We start from the raw sequence: 18,529 nt of genomic DNA, 5'->3' as shown, positions 1-18,529 counted from the left end.
CGGAACCCGCGGGCCGGGCGATGGCCCGGGTTGCGTTTGCGCAACGCCAGCGCCCGCGGGTTCGTCGTCAGGCCAGGGGAGCGCCGTGCTCTAGTGCCTCGCGCGGCGCGCTGGTGTAGCGCGCGGCCTGATAGTGGTAGTCGAAGTTGGCTCGGACGTATCGGGTGTAGCAGGTCGCGATGGTGAGGATATCGGTGCGGTCGCGGCCGGACAGTCCCGCCGCGTCGAGTTCGGCCGGCAGCGCGTCGATGCCCGCGAGCATACGGCGCACGCATGCGGTGAGCATGCGGTCGACCACATCGACCGCACGTTCCCGGTCGAGACCGAGCTGACGTTCGGCCAGCAGCACCGAGTTGTACAGATAATCCGACGCCTCGTCGGAATCGATGGACAGAATGTCGTTGAACAGACCCATATGTTCGACGGATGCCTCCCGGATCGCGCGCAATGCCGGCAGCGCCCGCGCGCCCGCGCACAGGTCGACGCCCTCGGCGATCTCGCTGATATCGAGAAAGACGTACAGCGCCACCGAGTCCCGCCGGTGGGCGCGGTAGTCGTCCAGATCGGGATAGCGATCGGTGAGCCGCCCGATGCTCTCCGTGTAGTAGGTCCACAGCCATGCCGAGAGTTCGGTGCGCACCGCGTGACGCCACTGACTCGAGCGTCCCGCGCACAGTTCGCGCCACAGCTCTGCGAAGGCCACCGCGAGCACCCCCGTCGGGCGGGCGCCGGGCTCGAATACCTCCTCCAGTGCGGTGATGGTCGCCAATGTCCGTGCCGGGTCGGGAATTTCGATGTCGAACTGATCGTCGACGATGAATGCCCATGCGGTGAATCTGCTCAGCAATCCCAGCGCGTCCGCCTCGGCATACGGGCACCACAGCGCGTACATGCGAGCCGGCCGGGTCCGGCGCATGCGCCGACGGGTCGGCTCCGAGGGAACCAGATCACAACGTTCGAGCCAGGCCCACATGGCCTGCTCGGCCTCCGATTCGGCGGGATTGGCCCCCTCCGAATCGAACGGCATGAAGAACTCAGTTACATGCATCGAAACCGCCTATCTCCCAAGCAGTTTAACGCGAGTACGGCAATCCGGGCATTCGGTTTGCGATATCGGGTCGATCCCGGGTGACGACAAGGCGAAGTGCCACAACGGATTCGGATCGCAACCCCTCATGCACCCCGGCTCCCGACGGATTCGACCGAACAGTGGACAGCTCGCCCGAGCCGAGCGGCGGATACGCCACCTGCTCGGGAGCATTCACCCGGCGATCGTCGACAGCCGGAACGGAAGACTGCCCGTGCCGTCCGGCCGGGATCGGCGCGGCGCCGTACCCCACGGAGGGACTCGGCGGACATTCGACGGCCGCAGACGTGCGTGCGTTTCGTGCTCGGCGTGCAGCCGACGAGCGACGGCGGACACCGACCTCAGCATGATCGTGGCAATCGGGCACAGCATGCCGATCGGGTCGTCGCCCTCGATACTGCGAACAACTCATGGCCCCCTCGTTTCGCCACCCTGCGCGGGCGCCGCCAAGCTTACGGCAGGCTACCCGCCCGGCGCAGCGCGAACCGGGCCGGCAAATACTCCGAAACCTCCGGGAGATAGCCCGAAAACCTTGCAGTTCAGCAGGTTTCGTCGGCGGTTCGCAGGGCGTCGATTCCGGTGTCGATGGCGGCCTCCAGGAAACCGATGTCACCGGTCGCCAGTAGGATGCCGACACCACCCTGGATTCCGGCCAGCAGTGCGGCCGCGGCGCGGCCCGCGTCGAGTCGCACCGCGATCTCGCCCTGGCTCTGCATGCCGCAGATGCCGCGCTCGATGTCGCCGTGCCATCGGCGCAGCAGGGCGGCGCTCACCTGCTGGGCGCCGGGAGTGGTGCGGCCGAGCTCCGACATCAGCACCGACAGCGGACAGAACCGGCCCTGCTCCCGGTACCGCTCGACCACCACGTCGCGCCAGCGCTGCCACGCCGCCCAGGAGTCCAGCGCGCCGAGATAGGGCTGCTGATCGGCGAGCACCGCATCGGCCTCGTGCTGCGCGACCGCCAGCAGCAATTCCTCTTTGCCGTCGGGAAAGTAGTGGAAGAGCTGACTTTTCGATGTACGGGTGCGGGCCCGGATGTCGTCGAGGGTGGCGACGGTGACTCCGCGGTCACGGATTTCGGCGGCGGCGCCCTCGATGATGCGTTGCCGGGTGGCCGCCCCCTTGGCCGTCAATGGACTCACGAGTCCATTCTATGTGTCGTCGAGTGCCAGCATGGCGATGAGCAGTTGATCCCACGTGGACGCCGGCAGCTCGTGCCCGATGCCGGGCAGGGGAAGCAGATCGGCGCCCGGGATCTCCCGGGCCATGGCCTGGCCGTTGCCGTACGGGAAGAACGGGTCGTCGGTGCCGTGCACGACGAGGGTCGGCACGGTGAGCTCGCCCAGCCGCTCCCGCCAGCGCTCGCCCGCATCGACGAAGGCCAGGTTGAGCACGCTGGAACCCATATCGGTGGTGCGATCGACCGTGCGCCGCGCCTGCCGTCGCGCATGCTGTTCGTCGAAACCGTATGCGCCCGAGAGTATCCGGGCTTGTTCGACGCGGTAGTCGATCACCGCGGCCCGGTCGGACCAGTCCGGAGGCGGTGTCGCGGCGAAGAAGCCCATGATCCCGTCGGAGTGGTCGGGCAGATCGGGGTCCGCGGGTCCGGGAGACGTCGGCCTGGTGTTGATCAACGTCAGGGCCGACACCCGGTCGTGGTGATCGAGCGCGGCGAGCTGACAGATCCATCCGGCCACCGAGAACCCCACCAGGTGGGCTCGCCGGAGTTCGAAAAGATCCATCAGCCCGACCAGGTCGGAAGCCAAATCACGCAGGGTGTAGCCGGGGGAGCCGGTCGGGTAGGCGGTCGACGGCCGGTGTCACGGATGTCGTAGCGCAGGACGTACCGGCCGGCGGCGGCCAGCCGGTCGCAGAACTCGTCCTCCCAGAAGAGCCCCGACGTGGACGGCAGCACCGCCGCGGGCCGGCGCCGGTCTCCGAAGGTGGACACACACAGGTCGATGTCATCGACGGCGACCAGATGCTCGGACGAGCGTTGACCATCAAGCGGCATAGCGACTCCTCTGCGGTTGCGTCTGTTGAGGAGACTCGTCCGGCGGCCGAAACTCATCGGTCCGGGAGCCGGTTCACCAGCGGCGGCACCGCCCTAGGCCGCGCGGAGCTGCGGTAGACCCCACTCGGAGGCGAGCAGTTCGTGCGAGCGCAGCCGGTCCTCGTACCGGTAGGTGACGCTGGTGACGACGAGTTCGTCGGCGCCGGTCAGCTGCTGCAGCGCCGAGAGTCGTTCGGCCAGCACATTCGGCGCGCCGACGAACTGGGTGGTGACGCGATCGTGCACCAGGCGCTGCTGCTGTTCGGTCAGCGGGGCAGCGGTATCGGGATCGAGGTATTCGGCTGCGCCGGCGCCGCTGCGGATGCTGTAGACCCAATGTCCGTAGGTCGAGGCCAGATGGGTGGCGGTCGCGTCGTCGTCGGCGACCACCACGTCCGCCGACACCACCAGATACGGCCGGTCGAGAACCGCCGAGGGCCGGAAGGCGGCGCGATACGCCTCCACCGTCTCCACGATCGTGCCGGGGGAGACGTGGTAGTTGGCCGCGAACGGCAGTCCGAGCCGGCCCGCGAGCTGGGCGCTCTCACCGCCGGAACTACCGAACAGCCACAGCTGAACCTCGGCGCCCTCGCCCGGAACGGCGTGCAGGACAACACCTTCGGAGCTGCGGTAGTTCCCGGAGAGCAGGTCGCGGATCTCGCGGACCTGACGGCCGTAGTCCAGCGGCTGTGTTCCGGGCAGTTGCAGCGCCTCGAAACTCGCCGCCAGCCGGGTCGTGTCCAGCAGCCGCCCGGGGCTGAACGGCGGCGGGATCACCACACCGTCGCGCACCCGGGTCGGGCGGTCGGGCGCGGGTACGGGTTTCACCCCCGCCGAGCGCACCTCCGCGATCCGGTGCGCCGAGCGTCCGAGCCCCAGATCCAGCCGTCCCGGATACAGCGCGTCGATGGTGCCGAACGCCTCGACCACCGCCGCGGAGGTGTATTGACCGGCCTGCACGGCGGCCGAGCCGACGCGGATGCTGTCGGTGGCGGCCGCGATCAACGCGATGAGGGTGGTCGGCGCCGAGGAGGCCACCGCGACGAAATGATGTTCGGCGACCCAGAATCGGCGATACCCCCACGCCTCGGCGTGATGGGCCAGATCGATGGTGTTGCGCAGCGCCTGCCGCGGTGTGGATCCGGCGCTGACGGGGGAGAGATCCAGAATCGACAACGGCACGGTCATGACGCTCGCACTCCTTCGCTGCCGCGATGCGGATGGCGCAGACCCAGATGTTCGCGCAGGGTCACACCGGTGTACTCGGTTCGGAAACTGCCCAGCTCCTGAAGTTCGGGAACGACCTTGTCGACGAATTCGTCGAGGCCGGCGGGCGTGAGATGCGGGACCAGCACGAATCCGTCGGCGGCGTCGGACTGCACGTACCGATCGATCTCCGCGGCGACCCGAGCGGGCGTGCCGACGAACTGCTGGCGCGCGGTCACCTCGATGATCAATTCGCGGATGCTCAGCTTCTTCGCGGCGGCCTTGGCGCGCCAGTCCTCGGCGATCACGCGCGGATCCTTGGCGTGCCGGACGCGTCCGCGGGTGATGTTCGCGTTGTCGACCGGATCGATCTCGGGCAGCGGCCCGTCGGGGTCGTAGCCGGAAAGGTCACGGCCCCAGACCTGTTCGAGGAAGGCGATCGCGGTCTGCGGCCCCACCTGCTGCAGGCGGATCTCCCGGGCCCGCTCCTGCGCGTCGGCGTCGCTGTCACCGAGCACGAAAGTGGCGGCGGGAAGGATCTTCAGATCGTCGCGGCGGCGGCCGTACTTCGCGAGCCGGGTTTTGATGTCGGTGTAGAACCGGCGCCCGTCCTCGAGTTCGCCGTGGCGGCTGAAGATCGCATCGGCCTTCGCGGCGGCGAATTCCCGGCCCTCCTCGGAATCACCGGCCTGAATCTGCACCGGATATCCCTGCGGGCTCGCCGGCAACCCGTAGACGCCTTCGATGTCGAATTGCGTTCCGCGATAGGCGAATCGGGACGCCGGGCCGCCGAATACCCCGCGTTCGCGGTCGACGACCGGCGCCCCGCCGGCGCGACTGTCCCAGATCGCGCGGGTCGCGTCGACCACCTCCGCCGCGCGCACGTAACGCTGCGAGTGGTCCAGATAGCCGCCACGGCGGAAATTCTCGCCGGTGAACGCGTCGGAGGAGGTGACCGCGTTCCAGGCGGCCCGCCCGCCCGAAAGGTGAACCGGCCGGTCGCGAGATCGCGGATCTCGGCGTCGTCCTCCCAGCTGTCCCACAGCCGGGTCACCACCTCGATCGCCTCGTCGGCCTCCCGCCACAGCGAGGTGTCGTCCTGCGGCTGCTTGCGGCCGAACAGTGTCGTCTGCTCGGCCTCGGCGGAGACGGCGACCTCCCACCCCGCCCGGCCGTAGGTGGCGTAGTCGTGCCGGGTGGACGGCTGGAAGTGGTCGGCCGGTCCCGGCGGTAGCACCCACACCCAGTCGGCGGGTTGCTGCGACGTCGTGGAGCCGGGTCTCTCGATCGCTCTGGATGGGCGAAACGTCACGCTAGGGGAATTCCGATGCGGGGTCAGCACTCTGGATCGCGCTGAATCCAATCCTTGTCGCGAAGACGGCCCGGCGGTGTGATTACCGGTGTCGCACGGACCCGGCGAGCCCACGCACCGCCACCTCCGGATCCCACACGCCCGGCCGCCCCAGGGTCAGCGGGTAGCAGGCCAGGCCGAGCACCATCGCACTGAAATGCCCTATGTCGGTGAAGGTTCGGTTCGCGAAGACCGGAATCGCGTAGAACACCACCACTCCGAGTAGATACACGTACCGCCACGGCTTCGCGATCCGATACACCAGCACGGCGATCACACCCGCCAAGGCGTAGCTCACGCCGTAATCGAGGGTGTTCACCGCGGATTCGGGTGCGTAACCGTGATGAATAGCCCAATACAGCACGCCCTCGCTGATATAGGTCGCGCCGACGTGCGCGATCACCACCACCGCCAGCCAGCGCAGCGTTCCCAGCCAGCGTTCGGCCTGGGCGTGGAAGAGGGTGTAGCTGACCGCGTAGCCGAACCAGCCACCGCCCGCGAGCCAGAACGCACTGGAGATCAGCACGTGCACCGGATCCTCGCGCAGATGATGCAGATTGGTCGAGCGGTTGCCCAGCAGGATCTCGGCCTGATCGGGAGACAGGTGCCGGACCACGAGTGTGGACACCAGCAGGATGGCCAGCCAGATGTAGGTGCCGGGCGCGTGCCGGATGTAGTCGCCGACCGCGCCCGCGGCGGTCCGCCACCGGAAGCGCTCTCGCCTGGGCATCGGTCACCTTCCTCGACGAATCGCGAAGATCGCTCCACTATGAGGCCGCACTGTCCGCGCGCAATCACCCGTCACGGGTGAGCCCGCATCATCCGTCACCGAATGCCACGAATGCGGCAAAACACCTGGTCCGGCCATGCCGGGCGCGCGGCGGGCGGCGACGACACGTACTCTGCTGCTGCGGTGCGACACCGAATTGATGGTGTGGACTGGAGGGTGCTGTGTCCCGGGTGGGCGCTGTGCATGCGAGGGTGCGAGACAGAGGCGGTGAGGACGTGCGCAGGCGTCGATCTCTACTGGTGGTGTCGGCGGTGCTGACGGCGATCGTCGTGCTCGTCGGCGGATGTGGCGGCTCGAATGGCGGCACGTCGTCGGCGCCGGTGTCCAAGGGGCCCGATATCACCGCGCCCGCGACGATCGATGTGCCCGCGGCCGACCACGGACCGCTCAATCCGGCGACGCCCCTCGTGGTGAACTCCGCCGACGGCATGCTGACCAAGGTCACCGTCACCGATGGGGACGGTAAAGCGGTCGCCGGCGATTTCGGTGCCGACCATCGCAGCTGGACCTCGAAGGATCCGCTGAGCTACGGGACCACCTACCGCGTCGACGCCCAAGCGGTGAACCTCGCCCAGGTCGCGACGAACAAGACATTCACCGTGGCCACGATCGACGCCGGTCACAAGGCGTACGCGAATGTGGTGCCCGCGCCCGATCTGGTCGCCCAGACCGGGATCGGGGTCGGGCAGCCGATGGTGTTCCAGTTCACCGCGGCGGTGGCGAACAAGGCCGAGGTGCAGAAGCATCTGAAGGTCACCGTCACGCCACCGCAGCCGGGCGCCTGGTACTGGGTCGACGACAAGGATGTGCACTACCGCGCCGCGCAGTACTGGCAGCCGGGCACCAAGATCCATATCGAAGCCGACGTCTTCGGTCTCGACCTCGGCGACGGGGTGTTCGGCGCCGAGAACAACAGCGCCGACTACACGGTGCACGACTCCTGGATCGCGCAGGCCGACGGCAACACCGAACAGCTGACGATCCTGCACAACGGCGCGCAGGTGAACCAGATGCCGATGAGTCTCGGCTCGCCCGGGTTCCCGTCGCACGAAGGGCCACATGTCATTTCGGAGAAATCGCCGTCGATCATCATGGACTCCTGCAGTTACGGGGTCTGCGCCGGCCAGCCCGGGTACTACCGCGAGAAGGTGGACCTGGACGAACGGATCTCCAACGACGGCGAATTCGTCCATTCGGCGCCCTGGTCGGTGGGGCAGCAGGGGGCCAGCAACGTGTCGCACGGCTGCGTGAACCTCTCACCCGACAACGCCCAGTGGTTCTTCGACCACTTCGGCGTCGGCGACGTCGTGGAGATCACCAACTCGGGCGGGCAGCCGCTGCCCGTATGGGACACCTACGGCGACTGGGAAGTCCCGTGGACCACGTGGCAGGCCGGTAACGCGAACAGCTGATCCGCCCCACCCGGCGGCTACCATCGGAGCATGTCGGCGAATATCCTGCGAATCGTTCCGGTCCTGGCCGTGCTGGCGGCAGGCGCCGCCTGCTCCTCCGGAAACGATTCCGCCCCAACGGATTCCACGCCCGCCACTCCCGTGGGCCACACCTACGTCTCCACCGACGTCCAAGGCCCGCGAATCCCCGGCGACGGCCCGCTCCGCCTGAGCTTCACCGAGGGTCACCTCAGCGCCACGGCCGGCTGCAACACCCTCATGGGCTCCGCCGACCTGACTGGGAACACCCTCCACACCGGCCCCCTCGCCGCAACTCGCATGGCGTGCGTAGGCGACCGCGCCGGAGCCGACGAATGGGCGATTTCACTCCTGCAAGCAAGCCCGACATGGAGTCTCGACGGCGCGACATTGACGTTGAAAACCGCCGACCGCACCGTGACTCTGCACGAGTCCGAACCCGCGGGGTGACTCGACAATCCGAGCAGCACATTGTGGATGCCGGTTTCCACCCAGCCGGTCCGGCAGTTCGCCGAATCTCCCTCGAGCCGTAGGTCGAGTGCTATTCGCTTCCTGGCCCAGGCGTGACCGCCACATGCTCGCCGCAATCACGCTCGGCGAACAGAGTCGCCGGCGGTCGGCATGCACTTCTGGGACAACCCCAGGTTGAATTATGCAGGTGAATGCCTGCATAATTTCTCCATGTTGGACACCACCGCGTTGAGCGGCGCCTACCGCACGCTTCTGGAAGCCGCCGGCGCCGTAGCCGATTCGCCCCAGACGATCGCCCCCGCACCAGGCGAATGGAATGCCGACCGGATCCTCGGGCACGTCTGCCTGATCACCGCCGCCACCATTGCTGCCGCGTCGGCCGTCGCCGCGGGCCGGCACACCACCTACGACAACCGCAATGCCCTCGATATCTGGACCATCGACCGTGTCGTGGAGCTTGCCGGCGACAGCACCGGCCTGCGGGACCGCCTACGCCGGCAAGCCGAGGTCCTCTGCAGCCTCTCCGGCCCGGCCCTCAGCGAAACCGAACTCGACACCCCGGTTCCGACTCGTCTGCTCTCCAACGACACCGTGCTGGTCGATCAGCCACTACCTCTGCGGGATCTGATCACCGGCCTGACCGACGTGGAGCTACCGGGCCACACCGAACAACTGCAGGCCTTGCTGCACGGTCGGCCCACCGAAGCCCCGGTCTGACCACGTTCGAGGCGCCTGTCCGGTGCCACAATCGTGCGATGACAAGTGCCAGAACCGCCCGCTATCAAGAAATCTCGGCATTCCTGGCGTCTTGCAGCGATCTCCAGCTCGCCGAGTTGGTAGGCACCGGTCGAGTCGTCAGCGTGGGTGTCGGTGGTGGCGCGGCGCTGGTCGACGTCGACGGCGTGCCGGTGTTCACCAAGCGGATCCCGCTGACCGACCGCGAGGTCGCCAACTCTGGCTCCACGGCGAACCTGTTCGACCTGCCGATGTTCTGCCAATACGGTATCGGCGGCCCGAGTGTCAACGCCTGGCGCGAGCTGACGGCGAACATTATCGTCACGGATGCCGTTCTGGCCGGCGAGACGCAATCCTTCCCGATCCTCTACCACTGGCGGGTGCTCCCCGGCCGGTCGCCGGTCACAGCCGAACACGCCGACATCGACACCGTGGTCACCGCCCAGGGTGGCAGCCGAGCCGTGCGGGCCCGTCTCGAAGCGCTAGCCGCCGCTCAGTGCAGCCTTGTGCTGTTCTGCGAGTACATCCCCCATCCGTTGGCGGACTGGCTACGGGAGGACCCGGTTGACAGGGCCGTCGCACTCGAGCGGCAGCTTTCGGAGATCGTGACGTTTCTCCGGGATCGGGAGTTGCTGCACATGGACGGGCATTTCGGCAACATTCGCACCGATATGGAACGGATCTATCTCAGCGACTTCGGGCTGGCCATATCGCCACGATTCGCCCTGTCGACCGCTGAGCACGGCTTCACGAAAAGACACGTCGCACATGACGCCGGCTACGCCGCCATGCGACTGGTCAACTGGATGGTGACCGATGTCTGCGGTGTACCGACACCGTCCAGCAGCGGTCCGGTCGCCCGCAATGAGTACGTACTCGAGTGTGCCGCTGGGCGTATACCGGATGACGTGCCACCGGTGATCGGCGCGATCTTGACCCGGCACGCACCCGCTGCCGCGAAGATGAACGCCTTCTACTGGAAGCTGTTCGGCGGCGACCTCCACGCGGAGTATCCCGATATCCGAGGGCGATGGGCCGATGCGCGCGGCCGGTAGTCGGCGGCCGGGAACCTGCGGGTAGGGAGGCGGCGTGCGAGCATGATCGTTATGGCGATTGCTACGGGATCTGTTGCTCACGTCCGTCTCACGGTGTGCGATATCGGCCGGTCGCGGGCCTTCTACGAGCAGGTATTCGGCTGGCCTGTGGCGCTGGAGGTTCCGGCCGATGCGGATGAGGAGACGCGTGAGCGTCTCGGTTTTCTCTTCGGCGGGGTGATCTACAAGATGGAACACGGTTTGATCGGGCTGCGGCCGGTTGGTTCCGACCGTTTCGACGAGAATCGTGTCGGTCTCGACCATCTTGCTTTCACTGTCGCGTCGCTCGCCGAATTGGAAGCCGCCGCAGCGCATCTGGACGCCTGCGGGATAGCGCATGAGGACATCAAGGACATCGGTGTCAGTTACATACTGGAGTTTCGGGATCCGGACAATATCGCGCTGGAGCTGGTCGCGCCCAAGTAGTCGTCAGGGGAGGTGACTGCGGCGTCGGTAGGGCGATATCCGGGCTCGGTGTTGTCGGCGTTGCCGCCGAGCCCGGATACTCGGCTCCCATCCATCCGGCGTCGCACCCAGTCGCGGGTCCGTGTTCTCGACCTACCGGCGCAGGTTGCGGTCGAACAGGGCCAGGAGTTCGCGGTAGTGGCGTTCGGCGGCTTCGGCGTCGTAGGCGGAGGTGTCGGCCTGGGTGAACCCGTGGTGGGCACCTTCGTAGACCTCGGTGCGGTGGCGGACACCGGCGTCGGCGAGTGCTTTGTCGAACGCACCGATGTGTTCGGGGGTCATGTGGTCGTCCTCGCCGGCGTGGGCGAAATACAGTTCGCCCGCGATGTTTCCGGCGCTGCGGTGCGGACTGTCGGCGGCGTCGGTGACGAGCGGTCCGCCGTGGAATCCGGCCACCGCCGCGATCCGGTCGGGGAACATGCCGGCGGTCAGTACCGCCAGGCGGGCGCCCATGCAATAGCCGGTGACGCCTACCTTGCCCGCGGTGACCTTCGGCGATGCCGCGAGCCAGTCGAGGTAGGCGGCGGCATCGGAGCGCCAGAAATCCGCTGTGAGGTCGCGGATCATCGGGAAGACCTGCTGGAAGATCTCGGGTCGCCGCGCCGGGTCGATGTAGTCCGGCAACTCGATCACCGGTGCACGCCCGTGACGGTAGTAGGCGTTGGGAAGCAGGACGGTATAGCCGTGGGCGGCGATCCGGTCGGCCAGCGCCCGCAGGCTGGGGCGTAGCCCGAAACCGTCCTGGACCACCAGCACTCCCGGATGGGCGGCGCCATCGTTGGGGGAGGTGAGGTAGGCGTCGGCGACACCGTCGGGCGTCTGCACGTCTACCGAGATGCCGTGTGTTTCAGTCATTATCGAATCCTTCTGTCGTCGTTGAGGTTTGTGATCAACACGACGAAGGCGGAGCCCGCGCGATACCGCAGCAGTCGATATGCGAGCCCGTATCGGCTCGCAGGGCGCTCAGCAGAGCACCGGGTAACCCATCTGTGTGTGGCGTGAAGCCGTCCCGGTAGTCATCGCCTGACACCGTAGCTCACCGCGCCGCGCCGCCGTCAAATCCTCGACGCGCGGGAAACGGCAGATCCCGGTAGGCGGAATACCGGTCCGTCCAGGGCCCGATGGTTGGTAGGACCAGACTCGCGATTCTCGGGACGGCACGACTGATAGGGACTTCGATGCGGGATCTGTTCGATACCACCGACATGACAGGACTGGCCGCGGCGATCGAGGCCGGCGACGTGTCGGCCGAGGAGGTGCTCGAATTCAGCCTGAGCCGGCTCGCGGAGCGCAATCCCGCGATCAACGCGGTGGTGAGCGAGCGCGGTGACGAGGCGCGTCGTGAGGTGGCCGCGGGGCTACCCGATGGGCCACTGCGCGGGATCCCGTTCGTGATCAAGGATCTGCACATGGACGTCGCGGGGCTGCCCACGACCAACGGTTCCCGCCTGTTCGCCGACGCTGTCGCCGCCGCGGATTCCGAACTGGTGCAACGGTATCGGCGCGCCGGCATGGTGATCATCGGCAAGACGAATTCACTGGAATTCGGGTTGAACGCGAGCACGGAACCGCTGCTGTTCGGGCCGACGCGCAACCCGCACCGCCTCGATCACTCGGCCGGCGGTTCCTCGGGCGGCTCGGCGGCGGCGGTGGCCGCCGGAATCGTGCCCGCGGGTCATGCCAGTGACGGCGGCGGTTCCATCCGCATCCCGGCGTCGTCGTGTGGGCTGGTGGGTCTCAAACCCAGCCGCGGCCGGGTGCCCGCCTATCCGGCGCGGAATCTGCTGGCCGCGCCGATGAGCGTCAACCACGCCGTCACCCGCAGCGTGCGCGATACGGCGATGCTGCTCGATATCGGCGCCGGTGCCGTCCCCGGCGATCCGTACGTCATCGCCGCGCCGTCGATGCGCTACGTCGACGCCATGCGCATCGATCCGGGGCACCTGCGCATCGGGATCGCGACGACGCTGCCTTCGGGCGCTGCCATACATCCCGATTGTGTTGCGGCGACGCGAGATATCGCCGGCGTCCTCACCGATCTCGGCCACGACGTCGTGGACGAGGCGCCCGACTTTCCCTTCGAGGAAATCATGAGCGGGTTGCAGTATCTGATGGCGGTGCCGGTCGCGGTGGATGTGAAGGCGCGGCTGGCAGCGCTCGGCCGCGACGTGCGCGACGACGACCTCGAACCGATGACCCGGATGATGTACGACGCCGCGAATCAGGACAGTGCGGGCGATTACGTCCGCGCACTGCGCGACCTCGAGACGGCGGCCACCACGCTGGGCGGCTATTTCGCGGACCACGACCTGCTGCTCACGCCGACGCTGGGGACGGTCGTCGCGCCGCTCGGCCTGCTCGACACCACGGACCCGGCGTCGTTGTGGGAGCACGCGCTGTCGTTCAGCGGCATGACGAGCCCGTTCAATGTGACCGGGCAGCCGGCGATCTCGCTCCCGCTGGGCACCGACAGTGCCGGAATGCCGGTCGGCATTCAACTGGTCGCCGCCTTCGGCCGCGAAGATCTGCTGCTGCAGGTCGCGGCACAACTCGAGCAGGCACGCCCGTGGCGCACGGCCCCCGTGTGGCCGCCCGTCGGCTGACCGCCGGACGGCCCGAACGGCCGTTTCGCTCAGTGGGAGTGAAAGATTGGCAACCCACGGGACCGCCGGTACCGTGCGCACATGCCGGACATGTCTGTCTTTCGTGAGATCGCGGCGCGCGTGAACAACTGGGGACGCTGGGGCGCCGACGACGAAATCGGCACCCTCAACTTCGTCACCCACGAGGTGGTCCGGGCCGCCGCGGCGACCGTGCGCACGGGACGGCGAGTCGGGCTGGCACTGCCGCTGCATCAGCGTGGCGTGCAGACCGGACTCGTGCCGGGACGAGTGAATCCGCTGCACACCATGGTTGCCCTGAACTGGGAGATGTTCGGGCCCGGCACGATTGCGACCAGCGACGATTCGATCACCATGGGGTTGCAGGCGGGCACGCACTGGGACGGCCTCGGACATGTCTCCTACGCCGGGCGTCTCTACAACGGCCGACCCGCCGACTCGATCACCGCCCACCGCGGCGCCCGATTCAGCGGTATCGAGAAGGTGCCGCATCTGGTGTCGCGCGGGCTGCTGCTCGACGTCGCCCGCGCCCGCGGAGTCGACCGGCTGGCCGGCGATCACGCCGTCTCGCCGGAGGATCTCGACGCCGCCGCGGCGATGGCGCAGGTGAGCGTGCGGGCCGGGGATGTGGTGCTGGTGCGCACCGGGCAGATGCGGCTCTATCTGGCGGGCGACCGCGAGGGCTACGGGACGCCGTCACCGGGGTTGTCGGTGCGCTGCCCGGAATGGTTCCACGCCCGCGACGTCGCCGCCGTCGCCACCGACACCCTCACCTTCGAGATCTGCCCGCCCGAAGCCGACGGCCCATGGCTGGCGGTGCATGCCCTGCACCTGGTCGAGATGGGCATGCTGCAGGGCCAGAACTGGAATCTCGAGGACCTGTCCCGGGTGTGTGCCGAGGAAGGCCGCTACGACTTCCTGCTGTCGGCGATGCCGGAACCGTTCGTCGGTGCCACCGGCAGTCCGGTCGCCCCGGTCGCGATCTTCTGACCGCTGCGCAGCGCGCCGGGACGCGGTGGCTACGGTTGAGGATGCGACATCGGTGGCGGTAGGTGAGTGAGGTGATCATGACGAACCGCGCTGCGGAGTCGATCGTGCCGGGCAGTTTCGCGACCACGCCGGAGTCGTACACCGACCACGCGATCAGCGACATCGTTCGCATCTGGGCGCAGCGGATTCCGCACCGGGCCGCATTCGTCACTACCGGTGGGCCGACCAGTTGGAGCGAATACGACCGGTCGGCGGACACGATCTGTGCGGCGTTGCGTTCTACTCCCGGCGGTCCCCGTTCGCGGGTCGCGCTGCTGCTCCCGGATACCGCGTCCGTCCACGCGGCGCTGTGCGGGTGCTACCGCGCGGGACGCATCGCCGCGGCCGTCGGGGTGCGATCCGGCGTGCGCGAGATCGCGCACGTGATGCGCCGGACCGAGGCGTCGACGCTGGTCACCGTGCCCGAAATCCGAGGCCGATCCTGGCAGGCGCTGGTCCGGGAACTCGAGGCCGAGCGAGTGATACTGGGCGACGTTCTCGTCGTCGACGAGCAGTCCGGCGCCGTCGCGAACCACCGTCCCGGCACGGCGTCAACGACCGAAACATATTCCGCCACAGTGTCTTTCACACCATCGCAGGTGACCATCCTCAATTCGACGTCGGGGACGACCGGGACGCCGAAGATCGTCGCGCACACCGAGCGACGATGGACGGCCTTCGCGCGCGAGGCGATGCTGGGCGCTCGAATCGGATCGCGGGACATCGTCTGCTCGGTGGTCCCGGCGCCGTACGGATTCGGCCTGTGGTCCGCCCATTTCCTGCCCGCCCTGCTGGGCATACCGGTCGTCGTCGGCGCGCGCTTCGACGCCGAGGAGACCGCGATGCTCATCGAGCGCGAGCGGGTCACCGTATTATGCTGCGTCAGTACGCAATTCAAGATGCTGTTGCGTTCCGGGGCGCTGGAGCGCCATGACATGTCGAGCCTGCGGGTGCTGTACACCGGCGGTGAGCCCGTTCCCTATCGCGATGCCCGCGCGTTCGAGGAACGGACCGGCGCGAAGGTCCTGCAGTTCTACGGCTCCAACGAGAGCGGCGCGGTGAGCCGGACCACCCTCGACGACGACATCGACACCAGACTGCGCACCTGCGGCCGGACTCTCGACGCGATGAACGTGCGCGTGCTCGACGATGCCGGCGCCGACGTGGCCGGTGCGGTCCGCCGCGGCCGGCCGGCGGTGCGCGGGCCACTGGTGTCGGCCGGGTACTGGGACGACCCGGCCGCCGACGCCGAGCTCTACACACCCGACGGGTGGACACTGCTCGGCGATATCGTCGAGATCGACGAGACCGACCGGGTGCGGGTGGTCGGGCGGACATCGGATTTCGTCATCCGGGGCGGCAAGAACGTCTCGATCCCCGAAATCGAGGAGCTGGTGCGCGAGCACGACTCGGTCACCGACGTCGCTGTCGTCGGTGTTCCCGACGACGTCTACGGCGAACGCGTCTGCGCCGTGGTCGTGCTCGCCGACGGCGCGACCCTGGACGCGCCCGGTCTGTCGACCCGGCTCGCATCGCGCGGGGTGACCAAGGAATACACGCCCGAATATGTCGTGGTGGTGGACGGGCTCGACCTCGGCCCGGGCGGCAAGACCGACCGCGCGGCCGCGCGCGACACCGCGATGCGCATGCTGGGGCTGCGGTGATCGCACTCGAACTTCCCGATCTGCCCGTCCGGGCAGTTCTCGATCATCTCGTCACGACGTTGGCCGACCGCGAGACCGCGGTCCTGGTCGCGCCACCGGGCACCGGAAAGACGACGTTGGTGCCGTTGGCGCTGGCGGCGAACAACTCCGGCCGGGTGCTCGTAGCCGAGCCGCGGCGGCTGGCGGCACGGGCCGCGGCCGCGCGGATGGCTACGCTGCTCGGCGAGCAGGTGGGCGAAACCGTCGGCTACTCGGTCCGCGGGGATCGACGGGTCGGGCGGCGGAACCGCATCGAGGTCGTGACCTCCGGCTTGCTGGTGCGCCGCCTGCAGGACGATCCGGAGCTGGCGGGGGTCGACGTGGTCGTCCTCGACGAATGTCACGAGCGCCATCTGGACGCGGATCTGCTGCTGGCGCTGCTGCTGGACGCCCGGGCCGGATTGCGGCCGGACCTGCGGGTCCTCGCCACCTCGGCCACCGTTGCCGCCGAACGCCTTTCGGCGCTGCTGGGCGCGGACGACGCGGCGCCGGTGGTGCGGGTCGACGCGCAGACCTTTCCCGTGGCCACAACCTACGTCCCGCCCTTGCCCCGGGAGCGAATCGACGCACAGGTCGCACGCGCCACCCGCACCGCACTGGCCGAAATCGACGGCGACGTGCTGGTCTTCCTTCCCGGTGCGGCCGAAATCCGAAGAGTCGCCGCCCTTTTGGACGGCCACGACGGCGTGGATATCGTTCCGCTGCACGGCAGACTCTCCGCGGCGAGCCAGGACACGGCCTTGCGTCCCGGACCTCGGCGGCGCGTGGTGCTCGCCACGGCGGTGGCGGAGTCGAGCCTGACGGTGCCGGGCGTGCGTGCCGTGGTGGATTCGGGCCTTGCCCGCGTGCCACGCATCGATCGGGCGCGGGGGCTGTCCGGACTCGCCACGGTCCGCGTCTCGGCGGCCGTCGCCGACCAGCGTGCCGGGCGGGCCGGGCGCGAGGCGCCGGGCCGGGTGTGGCGATGCTGGACGGAGCACGAGCACGCCACCCTGCCCGCCTATCCCGAACCGGAGATCCGCACCGCCGACCTGGCCCGGCTCGCACTGGAACTGGCCTGCTGGGGCACGGCGGACGGTCACGGTCTCAGCTGGTGGGATCCGCCGCCCGCCGGTGGGCTGACCGCCGGCCGGAATGTGCTGCACGCCTTGGGTGCCGTGGACTCCGGCGGTGCGGTGACCGACCGCGGGCGGCGCATGGCCCGCATCGGACTGCATCCGCGGCTGGCGCGCGCGTTACTCGACGGAGCGGCCGAGGTGGGGGCGCGACCGGCTGCGGAAGTCGTCGCCGTCCTCGACGACGACACCCTCATCTCGGGGGTCGACCTCACCGCGGGCCTGCGCCGGCTCCGGCGTGAGCAGCCGGTGCGCTGGCGACGCGAGGCCGAGCGGCTGGCCCGAACGGTCGACGGGCCGGACGGGGCCGATGATCCCGCTTATATTGTGGCGCTGGCATATCCGGAACGGTTGGCGCGCCGACGCGCCCCCGGCTCGGCGAGCTATCTCATGGCCGGCGGAACCGCGGTCACACTGCCGCCCGACTCGGGAACCGCCGATCCGGAATGGCTGGCGGTCGGTGTCGCCACCCGCGACCCCGGGCGTTCCGAGGGGTACATCCGGCTGGCCGCGGTCGCGGACGAGCGCCTGGCCCGCCGCGCAGCCTCGGATCTGCTGACGACCACCGACGAGGTCGAGTGGGTCGACGGCGATGTGGTGGCGCGGCGGGTCGAACGACTGGATGCGATCACCTTGTCGGAGAAGCCCATTCGCGATCCGGATCCGGATTTGCTCGGCGCCGCCTTGCGCCGCGGGCTGGCCTCGTCGGGGCTCGGCCTGCTGAGCTGGCCCGCCGAGGCGACCGCCCTGCGTCAGCGCCTCGACTTCCTCCGCCGAACCCTGGGTGACCCGTGGCCTGCGGTCGACGATGAGGCGCTGCTCGCGGCCGCCGACACCTGGCTCGGCCCCGAACTCGCCGCCGCCCGCCGCCGCGCCGATCTCGAACGCATCGATACCGCACAGGCTCTGCGCCGCTTGCTGCCCTGGCCGGACGCGGCGCGCATCGACGAACTGGCACCGGAACGCGTGCAGGTTCCATCCGGCAGCCGCGCCCGCATCGACTATTCCGCCGATCCGCCGGTGCTCGCGATCAAGGTGCAGGAGATCTTCGGCTGGACCGACGCACCGCGCCTCGCCGACGGCCGCGTCCCGATCGTGCTGCATCTGCTCTCACCCGCTCAGCGCCCGGTCGCGGTCACCGCGGATCTCGCCTCGTTCTGGCGCACCGGCTGGCCCCGCGTGCGCGCGGACCTGCGCGGCCGCTATCCCAAACACGCCTGGCCGGAAGACCCCACCACCGTGCCCGCCCACCGCGGCACGGCCCGCAACGCCGGCCGCGGCTAGGTTCTGTCTCGAAGTGGTGAGGGTGGGTGCGGGCTCGCTTTTCACGAGTGTCTGAGCCATTGGTTGATCACGGCGATGTGGATTGTGGCCTGGTA

The 18,529-nt window shown here is 68.6% G+C and carries 16 protein-coding genes and 2 pseudogenes; 9 read left to right on the top strand and 9 right to left on the bottom strand.

Translation table 11 applies throughout. The features are described from left to right. Window positions 1-67: 67 nt before the first annotated feature. The 8 genes and pseudogenes from IG65_RS0108765 to IG65_RS0108735 all read right to left on the bottom strand — a co-directional run bounded on the left by IG65_RS0108765 (window position 68) and on the right by IG65_RS0108735 (window position 6,427). Window positions 68-1,048: a terpene synthase family protein gene (locus IG65_RS0108765; protein WP_063833556.1), complete on the bottom strand. Its 981-nt coding sequence runs from the start codon at window positions 1,046-1,048 to the stop codon at window positions 68-70. A gap of 578 nt (window positions 1,049-1,626) precedes the next feature. Continuing rightward, window positions 1,627-2,229: a TetR/AcrR family transcriptional regulator gene (locus IG65_RS0108760; protein ID WP_030514345.1), complete on the bottom strand. Its 603-nt coding sequence runs from the start codon at window positions 2,227-2,229 to the stop codon at window positions 1,627-1,629. 9 nt (window positions 2,230-2,238) lie between these two features. After that, window positions 2,239-2,853, bottom strand: coding sequence for an alpha/beta fold hydrolase (locus tag IG65_RS34505; RefSeq protein WP_036523805.1), 615 nt, complete (start codon window positions 2,851-2,853; stop codon window positions 2,239-2,241). Continuing rightward, window positions 2,829-3,101, bottom strand: a complete 273-nt coding sequence (locus IG65_RS38420) for a hypothetical protein (protein WP_030514344.1) — start codon at window positions 3,099-3,101, stop codon at window positions 2,829-2,831. The genes IG65_RS34505 and IG65_RS38420 overlap by 25 nt, the downstream gene beginning before the upstream one ends. A 93-nt stretch (window positions 3,102-3,194) precedes the next feature. Beyond that, window positions 3,195-4,328, bottom strand: coding sequence for an LLM class flavin-dependent oxidoreductase (locus IG65_RS0108745; RefSeq protein WP_030514343.1), 1,134 nt, complete (start codon window positions 4,326-4,328; stop codon window positions 3,195-3,197). Continuing rightward, window positions 4,325-5,335: pseudogene (locus IG65_RS0108740) on the bottom strand (NtaA/DmoA family FMN-dependent monooxygenase); the annotation flags it as partial. The gene IG65_RS0108745 and the pseudogene IG65_RS0108740, both read right to left, overlap by 4 nt. After that, window positions 5,326-5,535 (bottom strand): annotated as a pseudogene (locus IG65_RS39755) (LLM class flavin-dependent oxidoreductase); the annotation flags it as partial. The pseudogenes IG65_RS39755 and IG65_RS0108740, both read right to left, overlap by 10 nt. A gap of 205 nt (window positions 5,536-5,740) precedes the next feature. After that, window positions 5,741-6,427: a rhomboid-like protein gene (locus tag IG65_RS0108735; RefSeq protein WP_030514341.1), complete on the bottom strand. Its 687-nt coding sequence runs from the start codon at window positions 6,425-6,427 to the stop codon at window positions 5,741-5,743. 275 nt (window positions 6,428-6,702) lie between these two features. Here IG65_RS0108735 and IG65_RS0108730 point away from each other — a divergent pair, with 275 nt between their 5' ends. From IG65_RS0108730 to IG65_RS0108710, 5 genes are all read left to right on the top strand, one after another. Continuing rightward, the gene (locus IG65_RS0108730) at window positions 6,703-7,899 is read left to right on the top strand and encodes an Ig-like domain-containing protein (RefSeq protein ID WP_030514340.1); all 1,197 of its coding nucleotides are present in this window, start codon (window positions 6,703-6,705) and stop codon (window positions 7,897-7,899) included. Between the two features lie 30 nt (window positions 7,900-7,929). Beyond that, a complete protein-coding gene (locus IG65_RS0108725; RefSeq protein WP_030514339.1) occupies window positions 7,930-8,367 on the top strand; it encodes an META domain-containing protein in 438 nt (145 codons plus the stop codon). Window positions 8,368-8,598: 231 nt separating this feature from the next. Further along, window positions 8,599-9,105, top strand: a complete 507-nt coding sequence (locus tag IG65_RS0108720) for a hypothetical protein (RefSeq protein ID WP_030514338.1) — start codon at window positions 8,599-8,601, stop codon at window positions 9,103-9,105. A gap of 185 nt (window positions 9,106-9,290) precedes the next feature. Further along, a complete protein-coding gene (locus IG65_RS0108715; RefSeq protein ID WP_231509105.1) occupies window positions 9,291-10,178 on the top strand; it encodes a serine/threonine protein phosphatase in 888 nt (295 codons plus the stop codon). 51 nt (window positions 10,179-10,229) lie between these two features. Then, window positions 10,230-10,643, top strand: a complete 414-nt coding sequence (locus tag IG65_RS0108710) for a VOC family protein (RefSeq protein ID WP_030514336.1) — start codon at window positions 10,230-10,232, stop codon at window positions 10,641-10,643. A 132-nt stretch (window positions 10,644-10,775) separates the two neighbouring features. Here IG65_RS0108710 and IG65_RS0108705 read toward each other — a convergent pair whose 3' ends face one another. Further along, window positions 10,776-11,537, bottom strand: coding sequence for a dienelactone hydrolase family protein (locus IG65_RS0108705; protein ID WP_030514335.1), 762 nt, complete (start codon window positions 11,535-11,537; stop codon window positions 10,776-10,778). Window positions 11,538-11,887: 350 nt separating this feature from the next. Between IG65_RS0108705 and IG65_RS0108700 the strand changes: the two genes are divergently transcribed. The 4 genes from IG65_RS0108700 (at window position 11,888) to hrpB (ending at window position 18,434) form a co-directional block, all read left to right on the top strand. Further along, window positions 11,888-13,285, top strand: coding sequence for an amidase (locus IG65_RS0108700; protein ID WP_231509104.1), 1,398 nt, complete (start codon window positions 11,888-11,890; stop codon window positions 13,283-13,285). A gap of 81 nt (window positions 13,286-13,366) precedes the next feature. Continuing rightward, window positions 13,367-14,293: a cyclase family protein gene (locus IG65_RS0108695; protein WP_030514333.1), complete on the top strand. Its 927-nt coding sequence runs from the start codon at window positions 13,367-13,369 to the stop codon at window positions 14,291-14,293. 77 nt (window positions 14,294-14,370) lie between these two features. Further along, complete coding sequence (locus IG65_RS0108690; protein WP_030514332.1) at window positions 14,371-15,996, top strand: class I adenylate-forming enzyme family protein; 1,626 nt, start codon at window positions 14,371-14,373, stop codon at window positions 15,994-15,996. Continuing rightward, the gene (hrpB, locus tag IG65_RS0108685; RefSeq protein ID WP_156055540.1) at window positions 15,993-18,434 is read left to right on the top strand and encodes an ATP-dependent helicase HrpB; all 2,442 of its coding nucleotides are present in this window, start codon (window positions 15,993-15,995) and stop codon (window positions 18,432-18,434) included. Before IG65_RS0108690 ends, hrpB begins: the two co-directional genes overlap by 4 nt. The last annotated feature ends 95 nt before the right edge of the window (window positions 18,435-18,529 follow it).

This window comes from Nocardia sp. NRRL WC-3656, assembly GCF_000720265.1.
Classification (GTDB): domain Bacteria; phylum Actinomycetota; class Actinomycetes; order Mycobacteriales; family Mycobacteriaceae; genus Nocardia; species Nocardia nova.
Note: the sequence above shows the minus strand (reverse complement) of the source record. Positions and strands in the feature narration are given on the sequence as shown.

Excerpts from the sequence above, each read along its gene's own strand:
- IG65_RS0108765 (WP_063833556.1), bottom strand. The coding sequence starts at position 1,048 with ATGCATGTAACTGAGTTCTTCATGCCGTTCGATTCGGAGGGGGCCAAT.
- IG65_RS38420 (WP_030514344.1), bottom strand. The coding sequence starts at position 3,101 with ATGCCGCTTGATGGTCAACGCTCGTCCGAGCATCTGGTCGCCGTCGAT.
- IG65_RS0108745 (WP_030514343.1), bottom strand. The coding sequence starts at position 4,328 with ATGACCGTGCCGTTGTCGATTCTGGATCTCTCCCCCGTCAGCGCCGGA.
- IG65_RS0108735 (WP_030514341.1), bottom strand. The coding sequence starts at position 6,427 with ATGCCCAGGCGAGAGCGCTTCCGGTGGCGGACCGCCGCGGGCGCGGTC.
- IG65_RS0108725 (WP_030514339.1), top strand. The coding sequence starts at position 7,930 with ATGTCGGCGAATATCCTGCGAATCGTTCCGGTCCTGGCCGTGCTGGCG.
- IG65_RS0108720 (WP_030514338.1), top strand. The coding sequence starts at position 8,599 with ATGTTGGACACCACCGCGTTGAGCGGCGCCTACCGCACGCTTCTGGAA.
- IG65_RS0108710 (WP_030514336.1), top strand. The coding sequence starts at position 10,230 with ATGGCGATTGCTACGGGATCTGTTGCTCACGTCCGTCTCACGGTGTGC.
- IG65_RS0108705 (WP_030514335.1), bottom strand. The coding sequence starts at position 11,537 with ATGACTGAAACACACGGCATCTCGGTAGACGTGCAGACGCCCGACGGT.
- IG65_RS0108700 (WP_231509104.1), top strand. The coding sequence starts at position 11,888 with ATGACAGGACTGGCCGCGGCGATCGAGGCCGGCGACGTGTCGGCCGAG.
- IG65_RS0108695 (WP_030514333.1), top strand. The coding sequence starts at position 13,367 with ATGCCGGACATGTCTGTCTTTCGTGAGATCGCGGCGCGCGTGAACAAC.
- IG65_RS0108690 (WP_030514332.1), top strand. The coding sequence starts at position 14,371 with ATGACGAACCGCGCTGCGGAGTCGATCGTGCCGGGCAGTTTCGCGACC.